This window comes from Actinoplanes sp. 13, from assembly GCF_056134165.1.
Genome location: NZ_JBVYOQ010000027.1, coordinates 12,890 through 33,955, shown reverse-complemented (window position 1 = coordinate 33,955; position 21,066 = coordinate 12,890). Strand labels below are relative to the sequence as shown.

The 21,066-nt window shown below is 69.1% G+C and carries 13 protein-coding genes; 6 read left to right on the top strand and 7 right to left on the bottom strand.

The features are described from left to right. The first annotated feature begins 358 nt into the window (after positions 1 to 358). On the top strand, positions 359 to 1,747 hold the full coding sequence (locus tag AC0NH5_RS34435) for an FG-GAP repeat domain-containing protein (protein ID WP_474411204.1): 1,389 nt from the start codon (positions 359 to 361) through the stop codon (positions 1,745 to 1,747). A gap of 12 nt (positions 1,748 to 1,759) precedes the next feature. Here the strand turns inward: AC0NH5_RS34435 and AC0NH5_RS34430 are convergent, their stop codons facing one another. Next, complete coding sequence (locus tag AC0NH5_RS34430) at positions 1,760 to 3,043, bottom strand: serpin family protein (protein ID WP_474411203.1); 1,284 nt, start codon at positions 3,041 to 3,043, stop codon at positions 1,760 to 1,762. 483 nt (positions 3,044 to 3,526) lie between these two features. Between AC0NH5_RS34430 and AC0NH5_RS34425 the strand changes: the two genes are divergently transcribed. After that, positions 3,527 to 4,627: a ricin-type beta-trefoil lectin domain protein gene (locus tag AC0NH5_RS34425; RefSeq protein ID WP_474411201.1), complete on the top strand. Its 1,101-nt coding sequence runs from the start codon at positions 3,527 to 3,529 to the stop codon at positions 4,625 to 4,627. 89 nt (positions 4,628 to 4,716) lie between these two features. Here the strand turns inward: AC0NH5_RS34425 and AC0NH5_RS34420 are convergent, their stop codons facing one another. Further along, entirely contained in the window at positions 4,717 to 7,449 is a 2,733-nt protein-coding gene (locus tag AC0NH5_RS34420) for a ricin-type beta-trefoil lectin domain protein (RefSeq protein ID WP_474411199.1), read from the bottom strand. Further along, on the bottom strand, positions 7,434 to 9,833 hold the full coding sequence (locus tag AC0NH5_RS34415) for a ricin-type beta-trefoil lectin domain protein (RefSeq protein WP_474411197.1): 2,400 nt from the start codon (positions 9,831 to 9,833) through the stop codon (positions 7,434 to 7,436). Before AC0NH5_RS34415 ends, AC0NH5_RS34420 begins: the two co-directional genes overlap by 16 nt. Positions 9,834 to 10,180: 347 nt before the next feature. Between AC0NH5_RS34415 and AC0NH5_RS34410 the strand changes: the two genes are divergently transcribed. Next, entirely contained in the window at positions 10,181 to 12,961 is a 2,781-nt protein-coding gene (locus AC0NH5_RS34410) for a glycosyl hydrolase family 95 catalytic domain-containing protein (RefSeq protein WP_474411195.1), read from the top strand. Positions 12,962 to 13,008: 47 nt separating this feature from the next. Here AC0NH5_RS34410 and AC0NH5_RS34405 read toward each other — a convergent pair whose 3' ends face one another. Then, positions 13,009 to 14,502, bottom strand: coding sequence for an endo-1,4-beta-xylanase (locus tag AC0NH5_RS34405; protein ID WP_474411193.1), 1,494 nt, complete (start codon positions 14,500 to 14,502; stop codon positions 13,009 to 13,011). A gap of 341 nt (positions 14,503 to 14,843) precedes the next feature. Here AC0NH5_RS34405 and AC0NH5_RS34400 point away from each other — a divergent pair, with 341 nt between their 5' ends. From AC0NH5_RS34400 to AC0NH5_RS34390, 3 genes are read left to right on the top strand one after another with little or no spacing between them, the layout of a single operon-like run. Next, positions 14,844 to 16,520: a UvrD-helicase domain-containing protein gene (locus AC0NH5_RS34400; RefSeq protein ID WP_474411191.1), complete on the top strand. Its 1,677-nt coding sequence runs from the start codon at positions 14,844 to 14,846 to the stop codon at positions 16,518 to 16,520. Beyond that, the gene (locus tag AC0NH5_RS34395) at positions 16,517 to 16,981 is read left to right on the top strand and encodes a 3'-5' exonuclease (RefSeq protein ID WP_474411190.1); all 465 of its coding nucleotides are present in this window, start codon (positions 16,517 to 16,519) and stop codon (positions 16,979 to 16,981) included. Before AC0NH5_RS34400 ends, AC0NH5_RS34395 begins: the two co-directional genes overlap by 4 nt. A gap of 1 nt (position 16,982) precedes the next feature. Continuing rightward, complete coding sequence (locus tag AC0NH5_RS34390; RefSeq protein ID WP_474411188.1) at positions 16,983 to 17,642, top strand: TY-Chap2 family putative peptide chaperone; 660 nt, start codon at positions 16,983 to 16,985, stop codon at positions 17,640 to 17,642. Between the two features lie 4 nt (positions 17,643 to 17,646). Here the strand turns inward: AC0NH5_RS34390 and AC0NH5_RS34385 are convergent, their stop codons facing one another. The 3 genes from AC0NH5_RS34385 to drmB are packed head-to-tail and all read right to left on the bottom strand — an operon-like array spanning position 17,647 to position 21,066. Next, positions 17,647 to 18,318: a TY-Chap2 family putative peptide chaperone gene (locus AC0NH5_RS34385; protein WP_474411186.1), complete on the bottom strand. Its 672-nt coding sequence runs from the start codon at positions 18,316 to 18,318 to the stop codon at positions 17,647 to 17,649. An 11-nt stretch (positions 18,319 to 18,329) separates the two neighbouring features. Next, positions 18,330 to 19,073, bottom strand: a complete 744-nt coding sequence (gene drmC, locus AC0NH5_RS34380) for a DISARM system phospholipase D-like protein DrmC (RefSeq protein WP_474411184.1) — start codon at positions 19,071 to 19,073, stop codon at positions 18,330 to 18,332. Continuing rightward, positions 19,063 to 21,066 carry a DrmB family protein gene (drmB, locus tag AC0NH5_RS34375; RefSeq protein WP_474411182.1) on the bottom strand — a complete coding sequence of 668 codons (2,004 nt, stop codon included), beginning with the start codon at positions 21,064 to 21,066 and terminating at the stop codon, positions 19,063 to 19,065. The genes drmC and drmB overlap by 11 nt, the downstream gene beginning before the upstream one ends.

Here is a 21,066-nt window from a genome sequence, read left to right as displayed (position 1 = left end):
ATCAACGCGCGGGTCCGTCAGGGGAACGCCGAAGGCTTCTCGAGCCGGGCCGGTCCTGTCCGTGACACCTCCGGGACACGCCGCCTGCCCGCCGTCACGCCACCTTCCACTGCGGACACCCGATATGGCACATTGATCCAGCGCGAAACTCACGGGGAAGAGGTCGATGCAGTTGCCGGCGAATCGGGTGGGCCTCCGACGGATGCGGATACCCGGCAGGACCACTGCGCTCGGGATGCCCATAGCTCTGACGCTGGCCGCCGGATCGTTGTGGCCGACTGTCCCTGCTCACGCGAGCGGCTTGCTGCCTTCCGCCACACGGGCACCGGCGGCCGCCGCCGCGTGCCACAGCGCGGGGGTGACGGCGGCCGACCGGGCTGTCGCGGACCGCCTGCGGCCGTCGATGAACGGCCGGCGTCTGGGGCGGGCGGTCAGCGGCGGGCGCATCGCCTGTGCCCGCGCCATCGTGCGGGTGGTCGAGGCTCGTGGCCTGCCGCAGCGGGCGGCGGTTGTCGCGGTGACCACCGCGATCGTCGAGAGCACCCTGTTGAATCACCTCGTCGCGACCGATCACGACAGTCTGGGACTGTTCCAGCAGCGCCCGTCTCAAGGCTGGGGCCGGCCGATGCAGGTGACGGACCCGGTCTACGCCACCGACGTCTTCCTCAACGCCATGATCCGTAAGCATCCGGGCGGCGCCTGGATGAGCGGCGACATCGGGCAGATCTGCCAACGGGTGCAGACCTCCGCGGTTCCAGGCGCCTACGCGCTGGAGGTGCACGACGCCCAACTGATCGTCGCGGCACTGTGGGCGACGGCCCGTGCAGCGACGCCCGCGAGACCGGCACCCACCGTGGCGGCGTCACCGGCACCGCCGAAACCGCAGGGCCCCTACCAGCGTTCGCTGTCCACCACCTATACCGGCCTGGCCGCCACCGACGATCGGCATCACGTGGCGATGACGGACTGGAACGGCGACGGTCGCGCCGACCTGGCGGTGGTGCAGGGAACCGGCACGGTCAGCGGCAAGACCGAGGTGCGCATCATGGACGGGGCGACGCGCTTCCAGGTGTTGCAGCTGCATACCGTGACAGCGTTCGGCGCGACCGACGGCCGGTTCGAGTTCTCCCTGGCGGACTGGAACGCCGACGGACGTCCGGATCTGGTGGCGGTGCAGAAGTCGGGAACGGTCAGTGGCCGCGCCGAGGTTCAGATCCTCGACGGGGCATCGACCTTCCGCCACATCGCCCTGAAGACGACCACGGCACTGCCCGCTGCTGAAGGCACCGAAGGTCTCACGCTGGCGGACTGGAACGCCGACGGACGGCTCGATCTGGTGGCGGCCCAGACATCAGGCACCGCCGGCAAGAAGGTGGAGGTGCGTGTCGTCGACGGCGCGTCGCAGTTCCAGCGAGAACTCGTGGCCCCCGTGGTCACCTCGATCCCTGCCGGTGGCCGCTACGAGGTTTTCACCACGGACTTCACCAACGACAGGCGCCCCGACGTCGCACTGGTGCAAACCTCGGCGACGGCGAGCGGGCGGACTGAGGTACGGGTCCTCGACGGCGCGTCCGGCCTGCGCACCTCTCTGCTGCAAACCAAGACCGTGATGGGGCTGATGGACGACCGGTACGACGTGGCGGTCGCCGACTGGAACAGCGACGGCATGCAGGACCTCGTGGTGGTGCAGAAGTCCGGAACTCCCAGCGGGCGCACCGAGGCTGCCGTCCTCGACGGTGCGGCCTGACCCGCACGCCGATCAGCCGGCAGTGCTTGTCACCGTGGGGTCGTGGACGCGGCCGATGAACAGCGGCACGCCGCTCGGCCGGTGGTGGATGACGTACAGGAACGGCCGGTCGACGAAGAAGTCGGGCCCGCTGGGGATCGACGGCGGCCGGACGATCACGGCCGACGCCGCGGCCGCCTCGGCGCCCTTCTCGTCCACCCCGATGAACGTCTCGTGCACCACATCGTCGATCTTCAAGGACGGCTCGGTGCTCATCCCGGTCAGGTCGGCCCGCGACGTGAAGGCGGTCGGCATGCCGAGCCCGCTCAGCGTGGCGCCGAGCTGGACCGGCAGCCGGAACGTCCACTTCGGCAGCCGCAACCGGATGTCCTGGGTGCGGAAGCCGCGCAGCAGGGCGGCCAGCCACGCCTCGTCGAGCAGCGCCTCGACCGCGGCGAGGCCCGGCCCGGTCGGCATGACGATCGCCATGGCGAGGCTGCCGTCGGCGAACGGCACGTCGACGGCGCGCCAGCCGTCTCCGTGGAGATAGCCCATCCGGTCGAACGGCCCCCGCATCAGCGGCACGTCGACGACCCGGCCGTCGTCGCGGGTGAACGGCGCTGTCGCGGTCGCGGAGACGCTGAACGGGTACGTCCACGGCGCTTTCAAGTAGATGGTGTTCGTCAGGATCAGAGTCGTGTCGGCACTTAGCGAGCCGGACTGCAGCAGCTCCGGAATCCTCGCGTTGGTCCGCTCCGACGCCCAGGCGTTGATCTCCTGACGGGCGGCCTCCGTCGCCCCGCGGAAGTCGACAGGGTGTGCCGCGGCACCGTAGTAGCCCGCCAGAACGTTCTGGAAGGGTGGCAGCAGGGCGAGGTCGAGTCGCGTCCACAGGGCGTTGGCGGTGGTCAGCTTGGGCGTCTTGATGCCGTCGCCGTCCTGGTACCGGCCCGCCAGCAGCTGATCAACGGTGTTGAGCCCGTTGTCGAGCGCGGCGGGGCGCGGCTGCGGCGCGTGCAGCACCGTGTCCATCTCGTCCGCCGTGGTGCTTCCGGCGCCGGCCCGCGTCATGGCCAGCGCGAGCGCGACCGAGTACGGGGCGCACACCACGTTGCTGTCGCGGGACGCTGCGGCGAGCGAGCGGTACAGGTCGGCGGTGAAACCACGGACGGCGACCGCGGCGCCCGACGCCGAGGCCGGATCGGGTGGTACGCGCTCGTGACTCGGTGAGGCGGCTCGCCGGCGCGCGTGGGCGGGAGCGGCGAGCGCGGCCGCGGCGAGCGGTGCGGCTTGCAGGAGGGATCGACGCGACACCATGCAGCGACGGTAGAACGGCCGTCCACCGGTACGCCAGAGTGCGGGCCAAACAAATCGAAGCAAGTCGATATATTGCGGCGTACGCACCCCCGGCCGGCGCAGGGCCGGGGGTGCGCGCCGGTCGCCGGTCCCTCGGCCGGCGACGGATCAGCCCTCTTGACCGAGAGCTGACGCGCGAAAGAATGAGAGCGCTCACATTCTGGAGCCGATATTGCCAGATGGTTACGGCCGTTTCAAGGCACCGATTCTTGCCGCTCCACAGAAACGACGACGACTAACGAAAGTACGCTCGCGTTACAGTTTTCCCCCTGTTTTAGCGTCATCTTCGCGGAATGATCCAGGGAGAAAACTTTCTGTTACTCATCGGTGGATCACCGGTTCGCGGCCCGCGCCATGAAGACCCTCTTGAATGTTTCATCTGACCCTGGCAACCTCCGAGCCAAGCTTTGTTAGCGCTCCCAACGTCAAGGAGGAGACATCACCATGCCCGGACGAAGACGATTGCTTCTCGCCGTCGCCCTCACGGTCGCATTGACCGCCATCGGTGTCACGAGCCGGCCCGGCCCGGCCGCGGCGGAGTCCAACGGCGGTACCCGCGTCATGCCGCTGGGCGACTCCATCACCGAGGGCACGCAGGTGCCCGGCGGCTACCGGATCGGCCTGTGGCAGCGGGTGGCGACCGCCGGATATCGGGTGGACTTCGTCGGGTCCCAGTTCAACGGGCCGGCCTCCCTCGGCGACCACGACCACCAGGGCCACCCCGGATGGCGCATCGACCAGATCGACGCCAACGTCAGCGGCTGGCTGCGCGGCACCACTCCGCGCACTGTGCTGCTGCACATCGGCACGAACGACATCCTGCAGAACTACAACGTGGCCGGTGCGCCGGGCCGGCTGTCCGCCCTGATCGACCGCATCACCGGCGCGGCGCCGTCGGCTGACGTCTTCGTGGCCACCATCATCCCGCTGGCCAACGCCGGCCAGGCGGCTGCCGCCCGCACCTTCAACGCCGCCGTCCCCGGCATCGTGCAGAGCAGGCTGGCGGCGGGCAAGCGGGTGCACCTCGTCGACATGTCCTCCGCGCTCACCACCGGTGACCTGATCGACGGCATCCATCCGACCGCCGGCGGCTACGACAAGATGGCCGCCGTCTGGTACGCGGCGCTGCGCTCGGTGCCGGGATCCATCGGCGAGCCGGTCCCGGCCACCGGCGCAGCGCTGGTCGGCGCCGGCTCGGGGCGATGCCTGGACGTCCCGAACGGCAGCACCGCCAACGGCACTCAGCCGATCATCTGGGACTGCAGCGGCGCCGCGAACCAGCGGTGGGCGTACGACGGGCAGACTCTCCGCTCGGTAGGCAAGTGCCTCGACTCCCCCACCGGTGCCACGGCCGGCACCAAGGCGCAGCTGTGGGACTGCAGCGGCGGGGCCAACCAGCGGTGGGCGTTCACCTCCGGCGGCACGATCCGCAACGCGCAGTCGGGCCTGTGCCTGGACGTCAACGGCGGGGCCACCGTCAACGGCACCGCCACCATCTTCTGGACCTGCGCGGGTTCCCCCAACCAGCTCTGGTCGAGGCGGTGACCGCTGTCTCCGGCGGCCATGAGAACCGATGGCCGTGAGAACCGCTGTCCCGGTCGGCTCTCGCCGGCCGGGACAGCGGTCCCCCGGACTCAACTACTCCATGTCCAACGCTGGTTCGCGCCACCGTTGCACGACCAGAGAATCATCTTCGTGCCGTTCGCGACGGCGGCGTTGGTGGCATCGAGGCACAGTCCGGACCGGGCGCTCGTGATGGTCCCGGCCGCGTTGACGTCCCATTGCTGATTGAGCCCGCCATGGCAGTCCCAGATGATGACCGCGGTGCCGTTCACCGCACCGTTGCCGTTGGCGTCCAGGCACTTGGTGCCGTACACCGTCAACTGCTTGCCCGCGGTGTACGACCATCGCTGCTGCACGCTGCCGGCGCAGTCCCACAGCTGCACCTGGGTGCCGTTCGCGGTCGAGGCGCCGGGCACGTCGACGCACCGCCCCGATTGACCACCCACGAGCTGCCCGCTCTGCTGACCGCCGCCCTGGCGCCGGACGATCGACCGGGACTCGGCCGACCGGTTGCCCTGGGCGTCCACGACGAAGAGCCGGTAGTCACCGGTCGCCGACGGGATCGCGATGGAGGTGGCGGCGCCGCCGGCGGTCGTCATCGTCGATCCGGTGGCGAAGTTGGTCGTGCCGGAGGGCGCGAGCCAGATCTTCTTGCCGGCGTCCCCGGCGCTGCGGATCCGCAGCGTCGATGTCCCGCTGCCGGTGAACGTGCTGGCCGGCAGGACGTGGTCCGGCAGGGACAGATTCACCGGTGGGACGATGTCTTGGTACGCGTCCTGCAGCCCGGAGTCGACGGCGATCTGGTACGCGGCTGCCGGCCACACGTAGTCGGCCGAAACGAGGATGTCCTGGATCGTGCTGCCGGGCAGGTTCTTGTTGGAGACCTTGTTGATCGGCCCGTACGTCTGCGTGATGCTCAGGTCGTGCTTGCGCCCGAAGTCGTCGGAGTTGATGAGCCAGGTGACGTTCTTGTCGACGCTGAGCAGGTTGTCGCGGAAGGTCAGGAACGCCGAGCCCTCGTCCGGGTGCAGCCCGTATTTGTGGCCGGCGGGAACGCCCTGCAGATAGTTGCCGGTGATCGTCGTTCCCGGCTGGCTGCCGAGGGTGTAGATCGGTGCGGTGTCGCTCAGACGCTGCACCGTGTCGATGATCTGGTTGTGACTGATCGTGTTGTTGCGTGCCGTGGTGGTCGGCCGGCCGGGCACGATCGACCCGGCCGAGCCGTCGAAGTTCCACCATCCCCAGCCGAGCGTGATGCCGGCCCACGGCGCTTTCTCGATCCGGTTGTGCTGCACGGTCAGGGTGTCGGCGAAGTACGCCGAGATCGGGCTGTGCCCGTTGAAGAGCACCGCGCTGTCGTACAGAAAATTGTTCTTGATCTCGATGTTCCGGCAGAGTCCCTCGACGGTGGCCGGATATTTCTCGCGGTTGCCCGCCGTGTGGTCACCGAGGTAGACGTGCTGGGGATGCCCGACCGTGATCGCTGATCCGGCGATGTCGCTGGTGTGATTCCCGATCAGCCGGCTGTTCTGCACGTCGTTGATCATGTTGATCCCGTCGGCGCCGGTGTGCTGGATCCGGTTGCGCTCCAGCAGGATCCCGTCCGCGTTCTGCAGGTGGACGATGCCGGGCGTCACGTCGACGTTGCGGTAGTGATAGGCGTGGAAGTTCTGCCTGGCGTAGGCGATCGCGCTGAGGTTGCCCTGCTGCGCCTGCTTGTACACCGAGCCGGCCACGTTCGTGAGGTTCCAGTCGGAGTGCCGCACGGTGAGGCCGGAGAAGGTGATGTTGCGGGCGTGGTTGCTCGTCGATGTGCCGGCGACGCGCAGCACGGTGGTCACGGTGGTGGGCGCGAAGACGGAGGCGGCCGGCATGTCGTCGGCACCGGACTTGTAGTAGTAGAGCGTCCGGCCGGCCCTGTCGAAGAAGAACTCACCCGGGGTGTCCAGGAACTCGTAGGCGTTCCTGACCTGATGGGTGCCGCCGACCTGCGCGTTGCCGTTGAAGGCGCCCTGGGCGATCGCTGCCCCGGGCTGCTGGAAGAGCGCCACCCGGTTGCCGCCCTCGGTGGTCACCTGGCGCACGCCGACGACCGCCGTGGTCCAGGTCGTCGCCGTCTCGATCTCGATGTCGTCGTGGTTGGCGGCGATCGCCGGGAAGTCGGCGGCGCTGTACCGGGCGCCGGCGCACTGCGACCCCGACTCCCACGCCCAGTCGGCCTGGCCCGCGGTGACGGCGTACGTCCCGTGGCACCCGGCCGAGACGATCGTCTTCGAGGCCATGACCGCCCGTTTGCCGTTGACGTAGAGCGCCCGCAGCTTGGTGGCACGGCTGAGCGGAGCCTTCCAGATGTTGCCGCTGTGCTGGGTCCAGCCCGTCACCGGGACCCCGCCGTCGAGCACCGGCGTCTCGTTCGGGTAGGCGGCGTAGACCACCCGGTGACCGCCCGTACCGGAGTCGGCCGGCCCGAACTCGATCGTGCTGCTCACCGGATAACTGCCGCCACGCAGGAGAACGTGGATGTCGCCGCTCATGGTGGGCGTGGCGGAGCGGACGACGTCCCGCGCGCGCTGCAGGGTGCGCAACGGCGCTGTGAGCGAACCCGCGTTGCTGTCGTCCCCGTCGGGCGCGACGTAGTAGGTCGCCTGGACCGCGGCCGCGGCGGGCGTCGCGGCCGCGGCGGTGACCGCCGGTACGACCGCAACGACCAACGCGGCCAGCACCGCAACGGTGTTTCTCACCCGGGTCTCCTCCCGCTCGGACGGCCACCCCGCGGCCCGTTCGCCGATCACGATCTGATCCATCGCTGGTTGCTGCCGCCGTTGCAGGTCCACAAGGTGACCGCGGTGCCGTTGGCCGTTCCCTGGCCGGTCACGTCCAGGCACAGGCCGGACCGGATGCCGGTGACAGTGCCGTCGGCGTTGAGCCGCCACTGTTGATCGGCACCGCCGGTGCAGGACCAGATCCGGACCCGGGCGCCGGTGGCGGCGCTGGGAGCGTCGAGGCACTTGGTGCCGTAGACGGTCAGCTGATTGCCGGTGGTCGCCGTCCACCTCTGGTTGGCGCCGCCGTTGCAGTCCCAGACCTGGACGACCGCCCCGTCGGACTGGCTCTGCGCGTTGACGTCGAGGCAGCGGTTGGAGCCCGCACCGCGGATCTCGCCGGTGGGACCCGGACCGGTGCCGAGCGGGGTGACGGACAGATTGTCGAACTGGGCGGTCACTCCCTGCCCGGTGGCGTAGCCGATCTGCCCGGCGACCCACGCGGAGTCGGAGGCGCTGCCCACGGTGACGCCGTCGACAGCCGCGGTGAGGGTGCTGCCGTTGAGCGTCAGCGACAGTTTGTGCCAGCGGCCGATGCCCAGGGCCGCCGTGGTCCCGGCGGCCAGGGTGCGCCGGGTGCCGCTGGTGCTGTTGCTGCGGATGGACCACGCGCCGTTGTCGGCCACCCGCAAGTAGTAGGCGTTGAGGTTGTGCGGGGCGTCGTGGTTGTAGCTGCCGGCCCGTCCGACGAGCTCGGCGTAGCCGCTCTTCTCCAGCAGGACGTCCGAGGAGACGGTGTAGTTGCGCCAGCTCACGTCGCCCAGCAGCGTGAACGGCTCGGCGTGGCCCGACGTCCAGTAGATCGGCGCCTGCTCCGACATCTGCCGGACGCACTGACCGGTGCGGCCGGCCGCGCACGGGGTCACCTCGAACGATCCCTGGTGGTCCGACAGGTACTTCGCCTGCCGCCCGGTCCCGTAGCCGTCGAAGTCGTCGGCGTACGGCAGCGCCAGCACGCCCTGGGCGGGGCTGGTCGCGGTGCCCCGGCCCGCCCCGGTGGTGGTCGTGATGCTGTAGACGTGCCCGGGCTGGACGGTCAGCGGGAACGAGCCGTTCGACAGGGCGATGTCGGCGCGCCGGACGAAGTGGTCGGCCGGATTGCCCGACCGGAGGTTCGTGGACCACACGCGGACGGTCCCGTTCGACAGCCCGCCAGTGACGGTCACCTGGAGATCCTGGGCGGATCCGGCGTCGGCCGTCTCGATGACGGCGCTGTAGTCGCCGCCGGCCGGGGACCTCAGCGAGACGTAGCTGCCGTTGTTGCGGTTGCCGCCGAGGTAGCCGGTCGCGCTGTCCAGATAACGCCATCCGGGCGCGGTGAACTGGGTCGTGTGGGCCATCACCCAGGTGCTGAGGCCGATCGAGTAGTAGCCGGACCAGGGTTGCGGCGCCACGGCCACCCCCGTGGTGGACCACGGGACGTTCGGGGTGACCGCGGCGATGACCGGCCAGTTCAGGTACGCGGTCATCTTCCCGTCGATGTAGTCGCGGTTGATGCCGCGGGCCAGCGCCGGCGCACCGGCGTTGTAGTCGTCGGAACCGTTCTCGCTGGCCCACAGCGTCTTGCCGGAGTTCACGGCGTTCGCCGAACTCGGGCAGGTGGTCTGCGCGCTGCGATAGCCGCACACGTAGTGGCTGCCGAACACCGAGACAGCGGCTCCGAAAGCGGGGTCGCGCAGCGCGTCGTCAGCGGAACCCCAGCCGAAGTCGTCCGACGCCACGATCCTGACGGTGGCGTACCCGCGGGAGTTCAGGGCCGAGCGCAGGTTCTTGTACCAGTTCAGGTCGCGGCCACGTTCGTTCCAGCCGCCGAGGTAGTCGATCGTCAGACCGTGGGAGGCGGCGCATCCGAGCCAGGAGATCAGGTAGTCGATCGAGTCGCTGGACCAGAAGTTGCCGTTGCCGATCCATCCCGGAGCTCCCCACGACAACCCGACGAGCTTGATGTTCGGATTGCGGGCCTTCGCCTGGGCCATCATCCACCACTCGTACCCGCGGTTGCAGTTCACCGCGCCCCGGGTGTGCTGGTGGCTGGGTTCCGCGCCGGAGGTGGAGTTGGTGTCGCCGCCGATCTCCACCTTCATGATCTGCATCGCCGCGCCGTAACCGGGCTTGAACAGATAGTCGAGGATCTCGCTGCGCTGCGGCTCCGGATAGTCGAACAGCAGACGGCTGTTGCCGCCGCCGCCACTGATCGCCCCGACACCGTCGAACACCCGGCCGGCGGACGAGCCGTTGATGGTGATCGCCGTCGCGGCCCGTGCGGGCGCCGGGGAGACCACCAGCGCCCCGGCCGAGGCCAGGAGCAGGGCCGCTGTCGCGGCCCAGCCGCGTGATCGCCACGAACCGTTGGCACGTGTTGTCATGAACGGTTTCCTTCCGCCGGGGACACCTCGCGGCGCCCGCGATGACCGGCACGCTCGCGGCCAACGTGGTGTGTGGGCGTCGCCGGGTATTACACAATCGAGAAGTTAGCGTTAACTAATGGCCGCCGTCAAACGGTGAGCGCCTATATCTGATTAGGCTCGGTAAGCGAACGTGAAACGCGCCTGCGAGCGAGATCAACCGGCCAGAGCCTCGGCGTAACACTTTTAGGTTCGCAAAAACATTCACCGAGCGGGAAAACCCGGTGAATACATCACTCGCTTATTATGGTTAACATTCCCTTGCATCGCCAGTCGCCTTTATCAAGGCGCGGAAGCCAGGAGGTCTCATGAGCCATGTGACGCGCCGGCACCTCCTCGCCGCCGGAGCCGCCGGCGTGGGCGCCGCGATGGTGCCGGCCGGAATGGGCGAGGCCACCGGAGCCGGATCGCCCGCCACGAGCGCGGCGGCAGTCAACGACCTGGTGCTCCGGTACGACGAGGGTGCGGGCACCGATTGGCTGCGCGCCCTGCCGATCGGCAACGGCCGCCTCGGCGCCATGGTGTTCGGCAACGCCGGACCGGAGCTGGTGCAGCTCAACGAGGACACCGTCTGGGCCGGCGGGCCGTACGACTCCAGCAACACCCGCGGCGCGGCGGCGCTGGCCGAGATCCGGCGGCTGGTGTTCGCCGACCAGTGGAGCCAGGCGCAGAACCTCATCAACCAGACGATGATGGGCAGCCCGGGTGGGCAGCTGGCCTATCAGACCGTCGGCAACCTGCGTCTCGCCTTCCCGTCCGGCGCGGTCTCACAGTACGAACGGACACTCGATCTCACCACGGCGACCGCTTCGGTGACTTATGTGGCGGGCGGCGTGCGCCACCGGCGGGAGGTGTTCGCCAGTGCGCCGGATCAGGTCATCGTGATGCGATTGACGGCCGACCGGGCCGCCGCCGTCAGCGTGACGGCGACCTTCGACAGTCCTCAGCGCACCACGGTGTCCAGCCCGGACGGGGCCACGATCGCGCTGGACGGCGTCTCGGGCACGATGGAGGGCATCTCCGGCAAGGTCCGGTTCCACGCCCTGGCCCATGCCGTCACCACCGGCGGTTCCGTGACCAGCTCCGGCGGGACGCTGCGGATCACCGGGGCCACCAGCGTGACCCTCCTCGTGTCGATCGGCTCCAGCTACGTCGACTACCGGACCGTCAACGGCGATCATCAGGGCATCGCCCGCAGCCGCCTCAGCGCCGCGCGGACCCTCACCCACGACCAGCTGCGCAGCCGGCACCTGGCCGATCACCAGGCGTTGTTCGGCCGGGTCACGATCGATCTGGGCCGCACCGCGGCGGCCGACCAGACCACCGATGTGCGGATCGCGCAGCACACCGGCCAGGACGACCCCCAGTTCGCGGCGCTGCTCTTCCAGTACGGCCGGTACCTGCTGATCTCCTCCTCCCGGCCCGGCACACAGCCGGCGAACCTGCAGGGCATCTGGAACGACCAGACGGCACCCCAGTGGGACTCGAAGTACACGCTCAACGCCAACCTGCCGATGAACTACTGGCCGGCCGACACGACGAATCTCGCGGAGTGCTACGCACCGGTCTTCGACATGATCCGGGACCTGACAGTCACCGGGGCCCGCACCGCCCAGGTCCAGTACGGCGCCGGCGGCTGGGTCGCGCACCACAACACCGATGCGTGGCGCGGCTCCTCCGTCGTCGACGGAGCGTTCTGGGGGATGTGGCAGACCGGTGGCGCCTGGCTCGCCACCATGATCTGGGACCACTTCCAGTTCACCGGCGACCAGGGCTTCCTGCGGCAGCACTATCCGGCGTTGCGGGGTGCCACCCAGTTCTTCCTCGACACCCTGGTGACCGATCCGTCCCGCGGATATCTGGTCACCAACCCGTCGAACTCGCCCGAGCTGGCGCATCACGCCGACGCCAGTGTCTGCGCCGGGCCCACCATGGACAACCAGATCCTGCGCGACCTGTTCACCGCCTGCGATCGCGCCGGCGAGGTGCTGGCGACGGATGCCGCATGGCGTGCGCAGGTTCGGGCCGCCCGCGACCGGCTGGCGCCGACGCGCATCGGTTCCCGCGGCAACATTCAGGAATGGCAGGCCGACTGGGTGGAGACCGAACGCAACCACCGGCACGTCTCCCACCTGTACGGCCTGCACCCCAGCAACCAGATCACCAGGCGCGGCACACCCCAGTTGCACGCGGCCGCGCGCCGGACCCTGGACCTGCGCGGCGACGACGGGACCGGCTGGTCGCTGGCCTGGAAAATCAACTTCTGGGCGCGGCTGGAGGACGGGGCGCGCGCTCACAAGCTGCTCCGCGATCTCGTTCGCACGGACCGGCTCGCTCCGAACATGTTCGATCTGCACCCGCCGTTCCAGATCGACGGCAACTTCGGCGCCACCTCCGGGATCACGGAGATGCTGCTGCACAGTCACAACGCCGAGCTGCACCTGCTGCCCGCACTGCCCGCGGCCTGGCCCACCGGGCAGGTCACCGGCCTGCGGGGCCGCGGCGGCTACACCGTCTCCCTGGCGTGGACCGCCGGTCAGGCCGACGAGTTCGTCATCCGGGCGGACCGCGACGGCACCGTGAAACTCCGCGCCCGCCTGTTCACCACCAACCACACCGTCGTCGACCTCACCGACGGCAGCACGCCGGCGGTCACCCGGCCCGAGAGCGACGTCGTCCAACTCGCCGTCCGGGCCGGCCACTCGTACCGGGCGGCCCGTCCCGGCGCAACGCCATCGCCATCGGCATCGGCATCGGCATCGGCGAGTTCGAGCACCGGACCGTCGGTGGGTGCGACGGCCACGTACGCCGTGACCAGCTCGTGGACCGGCGGGTTTCAGGCAGAGGTGACGGTGACGGCCGGAGCCACGCCGATCAACGGATGGACCGTGACGTGGGCGTTCCCGAACGGTCAGGTCATCAATCAGGTCTGGAACGGCTCGTACACCCAGAGCGGGCCGACCGTGGCCGTGTCCAACGCGGCTTACAACGGCGCGCTACCCGCCCGCGGTTCCACCAGCTTCGGCCTCATCGCCGCCGCGAACGGCGCCGACAACGTGCCGGCGATCATCACGTGTACGACTCGATGACCCTCCGCGTGCGGGGCGGGCAGTGCCCGCCCCGCACGCGGAGGGCATCAGGAAGCCGTACAGCCGGCAGTGAGGTTGCCGGCGGAGCCGGTGCCCTGGAAGCCGAACTCGGTGCTCTGTCCCGCGGCGACGCGGCCGTTGTAGCTCACGTTGCCGAATCGCACAGCGCCGCTGGTGCCCGAGGCGGTGCTGTTCCACCAGTTGGACAAGGCCGCACCACTCGGCAGCGTCACGCCGACGGACCAGCCGTTGATCGGCGCGGAGCCGGCGGTGACCCGCACCGTGGCGACGAAACCGCCGTTCCACGAGTTGAGCGAGACCGACGCCGAGCAGCCGGCGGGAAGCGGCGGTGTGCTGGTCGACGGGGAGGACGACGGTGAGCCGGACGGGGAGACCGATGGGCTCGACGACACCGGCGGGCTGGCCGGCGAGTCCTGGCGGCCCTTGTTCAGCTCGTCCAGCACCGCGGTGTAGGCAGCCTTCTTCTGATAGCTGCCGTTGCCGCCGGTGAACAGCAGACCCCGCTCGGAGGCACGCCACGACTCGCTGTCCGCGATGCCCCACACCGTGATGCCGGTGCACTTCGCGACATTCAGACAAGCGCGTACGACCTTGCGGTAGTTCTCCGCCTGGCCCTGGCCGATGTCGTTGTTGCTCAGGTCGTCGTCGATGTCGAGTTCGGTGATGTGCACCTCGACGCCGAGATCGGCGAACCGCTGGATGTTGGCCTGCAGGTCGCCGCTGATGATGCTGTTCGGGTTGTCGTTGAAGTGCGCCTGGAACCCGACGCAGTCGATGTACTGCCGGTAGTTCCGGACGATGTCGTACAGCGCGTCGGCCTTGCGGTTGGCGGCGCCGCCCCGGACCGTGAGGCCCTCGACGTCATAGTCGTTGATGCAGAGCTTGGTGGTCAGGCCGTTGGCCGCGACGACCTGCTCGGCCCGGGCGAACGAGTCCCGGATGACGTCGGTGTCGGTCGCGTCGAAGAAGTCACCGTCGCCGTTAGCGTCGCGGTTCAGGCTGTGCGGCCACACCGTGCGGCGGCCGCCGGTGTTGTTGTCGTCCAGCGCCTCGTTGACCACGTCCCAATACGCGATCTTGTTACCCCACCTGGTCAGGGCATTGCCGATGAAGGTGTTGAGCGTCGCCTGGCCGGCGCCCTGCAACGAGCCGGCCTGCGAGTGCCACACCATCGTGTGGCCACGGACCAGCATGTTGTTGGTCTGCGCGTAGTTCACCAGAGTGTCCGCGGCACCGGTGTTCTGCAGCCCGCCGCTCGACGTGGCGATCGTGGACGGCTTCATGTCGTTCTCGGGAGTGAGCTGGCTGAACTCCTGCGCCACGATCGGACTGAGCCGGCCGGGCGACGCGGCGACCCCGAAGAAGAGGCCGGCCTTGGCGGCGGCCGCCCGCAACGTGGTCTCGGCCGCGGCGGCCGGCGTGGTCGGCTGGACCAGCGCCACGCCGCCGGCCGCCAGCAGCACTGCCGCCGGCACTGCCATCTTCGTCCATGTCTTTCGCTGGTCCGGGCTCCGGCTCACGCGACCTCCTTCAATCAGCGGTTGTCCATCGACGTGCAGCCGGCCGAGTGGTGACCGACCCGACGTGATGGTTCCGCCCGGAGTATCGATACACGTGAGTCCGCATGTCAACCTTCCGGAAAACTTCCGGAAACGAGAGATGCCCACGAACAGCTGTTTCTTCCATCGGCGATTGATCGCAGGCCGGTGGCGGGCGAATCTGACGATGGCAAATTTCGGGAAGCTTCCGGAAGCGTTTCTGCCGGACGGCCGGCCGGCAGCGCGCACGGCGACAGCGTTTCGCGGAATCTCGGCCGCGGGGCCGGTAACGTCAGAGACGGTTGCGCCGCGCAGGAGGACGCATGTACGACCACCGTTACACGCCGCTCTTCCAGGACTGTCTCTCGCGATATCTCAACCGGCAGGACATCATGTCCGCGGTCGCTCAGACACTGACCCAGCTGGCGATGAAGCCGTTCAAGAACCCGCAGCTCCAGTCGCACCGGGTGAAGGGCGCCCAGCAGGACACGTTCACGTCGTACGTCACCAACCAGGGTCATCGCCTGATCTGGCGTCGTGTCGGTCACGTCATCGTCCTGTTGCTCTTCGGCGAACACGACGCCGTCTACCGGCGCGCGGAACGCCTCAAGATCGAGATCGACGACACCCGGCACATCCTGCACGTCATGGACCAGGATCCGGTCAGCGGCGAACCGGTCTCCTACCAGGACCGCCGGGCCGAGGAAGGCCGGCTGTTCATGGCGTGGAACGACGCCGATCTCGCGCAGCTGGGCTTCGAGCCGCAGGAGGTCCCCGTCCTGCGCCGCATGGACACCGATGACGACCTCCTCTCCATCGAGACGACGATGCGCCCGGCCGCGTGGGAGAAGGCCATGAATCTCGTCATGTACGGCAACCCCGACGGCACCGTCGCTGCCGTCGACGCCCTTGCCGAGCCGGCCCAGGAGCCACCCGCACCGGAGGATCCCCGGATCGTCGAGGCGCTGCGGACACCCGCGTCGAGCCCGGAGTTCGTCCACGTCCCCGCCGACCGGCTCGCTGACGTTCTCACCCGCCCGATCGAGGACTGGATGGTCTACCTCGACCCGGCCCAGCGTGGCCTCGTCGATCGTGACTACAACGGCCCGGCCCGCATCCGCGGCGCGGCCGGCACCGGCAAGACCGTCGTGGCCCTGCACCGGGCCCGGCGGCTCGCCGCCGGGAACAAACGAATCCTGTTCACCACTTACGTGCGGAACCTGCCGGCCATCTATGACGAGGTCTTCGGCCGGTGGGCGCCCGACGAGCAGGCCCGGATCGAGTTCGCCGGCGTGCACAGCTGGGCCGCCGGCTATCTCCGGCGCCACCGCGCGCCGGTTCCCTTGCACCCCCCGACTGCCGACGAGGCCTGGAACGCCGCCGTCCAGCAATGCGCGGGCAAGGGGACGAGGCTCGCCCAGGCGGGCCTGTGGGCGCCCTTCCTCAAGGAGGAGGTCGACTGGGTGGTCCGGGGCCGGGCGCTGCCCACCCTCGACGCGTACCTTTCCGTCGAGCGCAGCGGTCGCGGCACTCCGCTTTCCCGGGAACTGCGGGAAGAGGTCTGGAAACTCACCAAAGCTTACGAGCGCGAGCTCGCCGCCCGCGGCACGGCCGATTTCACCGACGTTCTCCTGCGAGCGTACGAGATCGCGAAGAACCGTCCCCCCGAGTACGACGCGGTCATCGTCGACGAGGCTCAGGACCTCACGGATGCCGCGCTGCGCCTGTTGTACGCCGTCGTCGGTGACCGGCCCAACGGCCTGCTGCTGGTCGGCGACGGACAGCAGTCCATCTATCCGGGCGGCTTCAACCTCGCCTCCCTGGGGATCAACGTCGTCGGCCGCTCGCACGTCCTGACCGAGAACTACCGCAACACCCACGAGGTTTTCGCCGCCGCGCAGCTGTCGTCCGCGACCATCACTTCGACGACGGCACGGACCGGCCCGAGCCGGGCGACCGGGGCATCCGGATCACGCGTACCGGACCGGCGCCGACGGTGATCGCCGCCCGCACCAGGCAGGACCACGACACCGCCCTGGTCGACGCCGCCGAAGAGGCCGTCACCGCGCCCGGTGTCGGCGGCGGAGACATCGCGGTCCTCGTACCGACCAACGCCATGGCCAAGGAGTACGGCCATCTCCTCGCTCAGCGAGGGCTGCCCACCCAGCAGTTGAAGGATTACGACGGCCGGCCCAACGACCGCATCAAGGTCGGCACCTACCAGCGGGCCAAGGGCCTCGAGTTCAAGCAGATCCTGCTGCCCTGCCTCGATCAGGCCGGCAAACAGATCCACCACCGTGACAAGGAGAACCGTGACGCCTATCTCGCCCAGGTCCGGCGCCAGCTGTTCGTCGCGATGACCCGCGCCCGCGATGCGCTCTGGCTGGGCTGGACCGGTTACCCGAGCTCCTTGATTCCGCGAAGCCTGACGGCGAAGGCCCGCACCCCGGCGGGGGTGTGAGGTGGCTGACCGTCTCGCGCACCCCTTCAAATACGCCCTCTCGTGGTGGCTGATCGCGGAGATCGCCCGGCGGCACCCGGATCTGCTCGTGCAGGAACGCGACGACGATTTCGTCATGGCCAACATGCTGGAGCTGACCCGGCCGTCGGACGCCACCCACATCTATGTCAACCGGGTGAAGAAGGGCAGCATCCACGCTGTCGATGCGGATCGGCGGAGTACCGCATGGCCCTTCGAAGCGCTGGTACAGCAATACCCGGCAGAACTCGTCCGGATCGTGGAGGAGGCGGCCGGCCTGCCGAGCCCGGCGCACGCGCCGCAGTCGACACCCCGCACCCTCGTCTACCGTGTCGCTGCGGACATCGCCGTGACGACTGTGCACCGGCCCCGCTATCTCAGCGCGCACGACACGTCGAGCCGGCCGGGTGACCTGGACGAGTTCCCGCTCGTGCGGGAGCGCGACCCCGGCGCCGACGAGGCGGTGCGGCAAGGGGGCCGGTACTGGTCGCTGCTCGACCACGAGGGCTCGGCGGTCGCCGTCCTCGACACCGACGGATACGTCTTCACCGACACGGCGCTCTTCCACCTGCCGACGGTGTACGCGGACAACGGGCGCAGTCTGCACCGTACGACGGCGTCGGTCTTCGCCGGGCTGTTGTGAGCCCTCACGGCAGGATGGGGGCCAGAGCCGCGGTGACCGCCGGCGTCAGGCGACGCCCGTGACCGCTGTAAAGGGTGGGCAGGTGCCGCACTTCGTCGCCCACGTACACGTAGCCGTCGCAGTCGAGGATGGCTACGGGTTTCTCGTCGCGCAGAACCGTCCAGTAGCGGTAGTGCGGCACGCCGTGCAAGTCGTCGGGGCGGCGCTGCTCGGCCCGCCCGGCCGCGATGGGGAACGGCTCCAGGTACTGCGTGTTGATCTGGCAGCCCATGCCGCCGCTGGAGTCGAGGAAGACGCTGCGCACATCCCAGGTCCGCCCGGAGTTGAGGGTGATCGCCAGGAGGTGGGCGACGGTGCGGAAGGCCAGAACCGCCGGTGTCGAGGGTGGCGTTCGTGACGGCGGGGCCAGCCCGGCGGCCCGTTCCAGTCTCGGGACGAGCTCGGCGGCTGCTTCGGGCTCGAACATCGCCTGCATGGGCTCAGCCAGGTGATCATGGTCGCCGAACACGTGGATGCTGCCGGCCCGGTTGATGTCGATCAGGCTCTTCTGTCCCTGGACCAGGCTGAGACAGTCGTACTGGCCGCCACCGGGGTGGGTCTCGATCAATCTCAGTTCGGGGTGGCGGCGGACCAACCGGGCGGCCAGCCACCAGGACTGCATGATCACAAATCGCACGGGTGGCATCGTCATCGTCTCCCGGCGCACGCCAGGGCGTAACTCTTGCCGTGCTGCGCGATCAACTCGTTCTCGATCGACATGGCGAGTGCGGTGTCGTGGACCAGCAGGCCGAGCTCGATGTTGCGGTGCTCGGCGTTGTAGGAGAAGTTCGCGCTGGTCAGCAGCACCAGCGCATGGTCGACGATGACGAACTTGGCGTGGTTCGTCACGGGCTTCTCGTCACCGGGACGCGGCTGGGTGCCCCACACCGTGACCCGCGGCAGATCGGCTGCGGCCTTCGCGGGCTCACCGGTCACGGTGTCGAGATAGAGCCGCACGGCCACTCCCGGCCGCTCGCTCGCCGCCCGGAGCAGCGCCCACATCTCCGACTTGCCGGTGAAGTTGTAACTGGAGCAGACGACCGAGGTCCGGGCCCGCTCGACCATGCGACGGGCCTCGCTGGTGAGCCGTCCCGTCTTCGCGCCGGCGCCCGGCATGGTCCAGACCGGGGTGACCGTGGCCCGGCCTATCGTGCCGTCCGGGCGTGGTCCGCGCGCCCCGGCGACGGCCTGCAGCACGGCGCTGCTCAGCGCGGGGTCCGTGTGGCCGAGGCCTGCGGCTTTCACAAGTGTGGTCGCGGTGTCCCGGCGCGACCTGCCGATCTCTTCGAGGGCTTTGGACGTGTGCCGGCCCTCGCGCAGCGCGGCGGCGAGCCGGCCCGCCTCGCTGCCGTCGAGAAAGGCGCCGAGGGCGGCGTACGGGTCAGTCGGCATCGAAGAGCCCGGTGACCTGCTCGCCGCCGATGGTCGGCAGGGTCAACAGCAGCCGGCGGTCGAGGAACCGGTTCGCGCGCTCGCACGAGGTCTCGGAGGCGAAGCAGCAGCAGTGACAGGCCGCGCCGTGCAGGAAGTCCTCCGGGTCGGAAGGGGTGCGCATGGCACAGATCGGGTCGGATGAGCAGCGGGCCGCCCGTCGCAACGCGGAGCGCACCAGGTCGCCGACCTGACCGGCAAGGGCGACCAGGCCGCCGAGCGTGCCTTCGCTGTCGGAGGCCGTGGTGCAGATCAGCAGCCCGGCGGCGGCCGGCCGGTCGCTGTCCGGCTTCCACGCGTAGATCCGCTCGGAGAGACTGGCCGCGCCGTAGCCGCAGCTCATGGCCATCTCCCGGATGAGCACGTGCGACAGCGTGTGCACCAGCCAGTAGCGGGGCGGACGGAATCGCTCGTCGGGATTGATGCTCTGAGCGGTCTGCGAGAACCGGCGATGGAAGTTGCGGCGGTGCGCCTGGCGGTGCGCCTCCCACAGGTTACTCTTCTCGATCTGTTCCTCCCACGGCGCGACGAGGTCTTCGCGCAGTTGCAGGAAGACGCCCTCGCCTCGATCCTCGGTGGCCGGGATCCATCGGGGCTTGCCGTTGCGGGTGAGGGCGACCAGCCGGTGTGGCAGGTCGCCGGCGCGTTCCATCTCGTCGATCCGGGTGAAACCGATGAAGGCGTTGACCTTCTTCATCCGGTTGACCTCCACGACCCGCTCGACCGGCTCCGGCAGGTGGTCGGGATGGACGGTGGTGACCATGAGGCCGGTGGAGTTCTCCTGCTTCGGGAACAGCGCGGGCTGTTGCAGGTAGGCCCATTCGGGGATGAGCAGTGAGGTCGGATCCCAGTCCTGTGCGTCTTCCAGATCGGCGTCGTCGTCGGCCGACGGGTTGAGCACTTTCTGCGCTGCGGCCAGCAGTGCGGCGTCAGTGACGCCGCCGGCGTCGACCTTCTGCTTCACCACCAGCTTCCGAAGCCATTTCGGGCTGTCAGAGGCGTCTTCCAGGTCTTCCCGGCAGGCCCGCAACGCGTCGATGATCGCGTCGCGCTGGTCGGCTTCGGTGCGCGGCATCACGATCACCGACTGGGTGGCCGCGAACCAGAGGTTCGAGGCTCCCATGGTGATCAGTCTTGCCCGGTGGCCGCAGCCGGAGTCGAAGGCGTCCAGATGGGGGTGGCGGCCCCGGCACTGAGGTATCTTGCGGGCACCGGTGGCGCCCTGGGCCTCGTTCATGCTGCGGTTGCTCTTGCACTGCTCACAGTAGATGGTCGCGCTGACGGCCTGTCCCACGTTGGCGTCCCGCAGTTTCAGGGTCGGATGCGCGATCCCGGACGGGCACGCGCCGCCTTTGTGCACCCACCGGTCGTACGGGAACTCGTCCAGGTGGCCGTCGGGGCAGCCCAGCAGATAGCGGGCCGGCACCGCAACGCGCGTGTTCCTGCCCTTGCGCACCGGTTTGTTGCCGCTGCGGCCGGGGCAGTTCGTGTGGCCGAACTCAGCCAGGTCCGGCCGGTACGGGTTGGTGTTGCTGTACTGGAAACGCGGCAGGGCCGCGAGCAGGTCACAGCCGGTGCAGCGCATCCACTGCGGGAACACCCGGGCGGGCACGCCGAGATCGTCGCCGGCTTTGCTCTGGCCCGAGGTGGCCTGCCATGGATACGGCCGCAGCTCCGTCGCCTGCGGGCCCAGGTGCACCTGGACCGCCCGCAGCAGGCGAGGCTCGATGATGGTGGGGATGTGGGCCCGGCGGGCCCAGATCCGGTCCCAGTCGTCGAGCCCGGCGGGCATGACGGAGAACTGCGGCAGATCCATGATCGCGCCGGGACCGTAGCTGTAGAGCAACGTCGACGGCCGCGCGGAACCCACCTTGGCACGGTTCTTGTCGTTGGCCTGCTCGGCGTCGGCGAGCGGGTCCAGCGGCGCCGACTGGAAGATCATGGTGTCGGTCAT

Excerpts from the sequence above, each read along its gene's own strand:
- AC0NH5_RS34415 (WP_474411197.1), bottom strand. The coding sequence starts at position 9,833 with ATGACAACACGTGCCAACGGTTCGTGGCGATCACGCGGCTGGGCCGCG.
- AC0NH5_RS34410 (WP_474411195.1), top strand. The coding sequence starts at position 10,181 with ATGAGCCATGTGACGCGCCGGCACCTCCTCGCCGCCGGAGCCGCCGGC.
- AC0NH5_RS34420 (WP_474411199.1), bottom strand. The coding sequence starts at position 7,449 with ATGGATCAGATCGTGATCGGCGAACGGGCCGCGGGGTGGCCGTCCGAG.
- drmB (WP_474411182.1), bottom strand. The coding sequence starts at position 21,066 with ATGACCGACACCATGATCTTCCAGTCGGCGCCGCTGGACCCGCTCGCC.
- AC0NH5_RS34430 (WP_474411203.1), bottom strand. The coding sequence starts at position 3,043 with ATGGTGTCGCGTCGATCCCTCCTGCAAGCCGCACCGCTCGCCGCGGCC.
- AC0NH5_RS34400 (WP_474411191.1), top strand. The coding sequence starts at position 14,844 with ATGTACGACCACCGTTACACGCCGCTCTTCCAGGACTGTCTCTCGCGA.
- drmC (WP_474411184.1), bottom strand. The coding sequence starts at position 19,073 with ATGCCGACTGACCCGTACGCCGCCCTCGGCGCCTTTCTCGACGGCAGC.
- AC0NH5_RS34425 (WP_474411201.1), top strand. The coding sequence starts at position 3,527 with ATGCCCGGACGAAGACGATTGCTTCTCGCCGTCGCCCTCACGGTCGCA.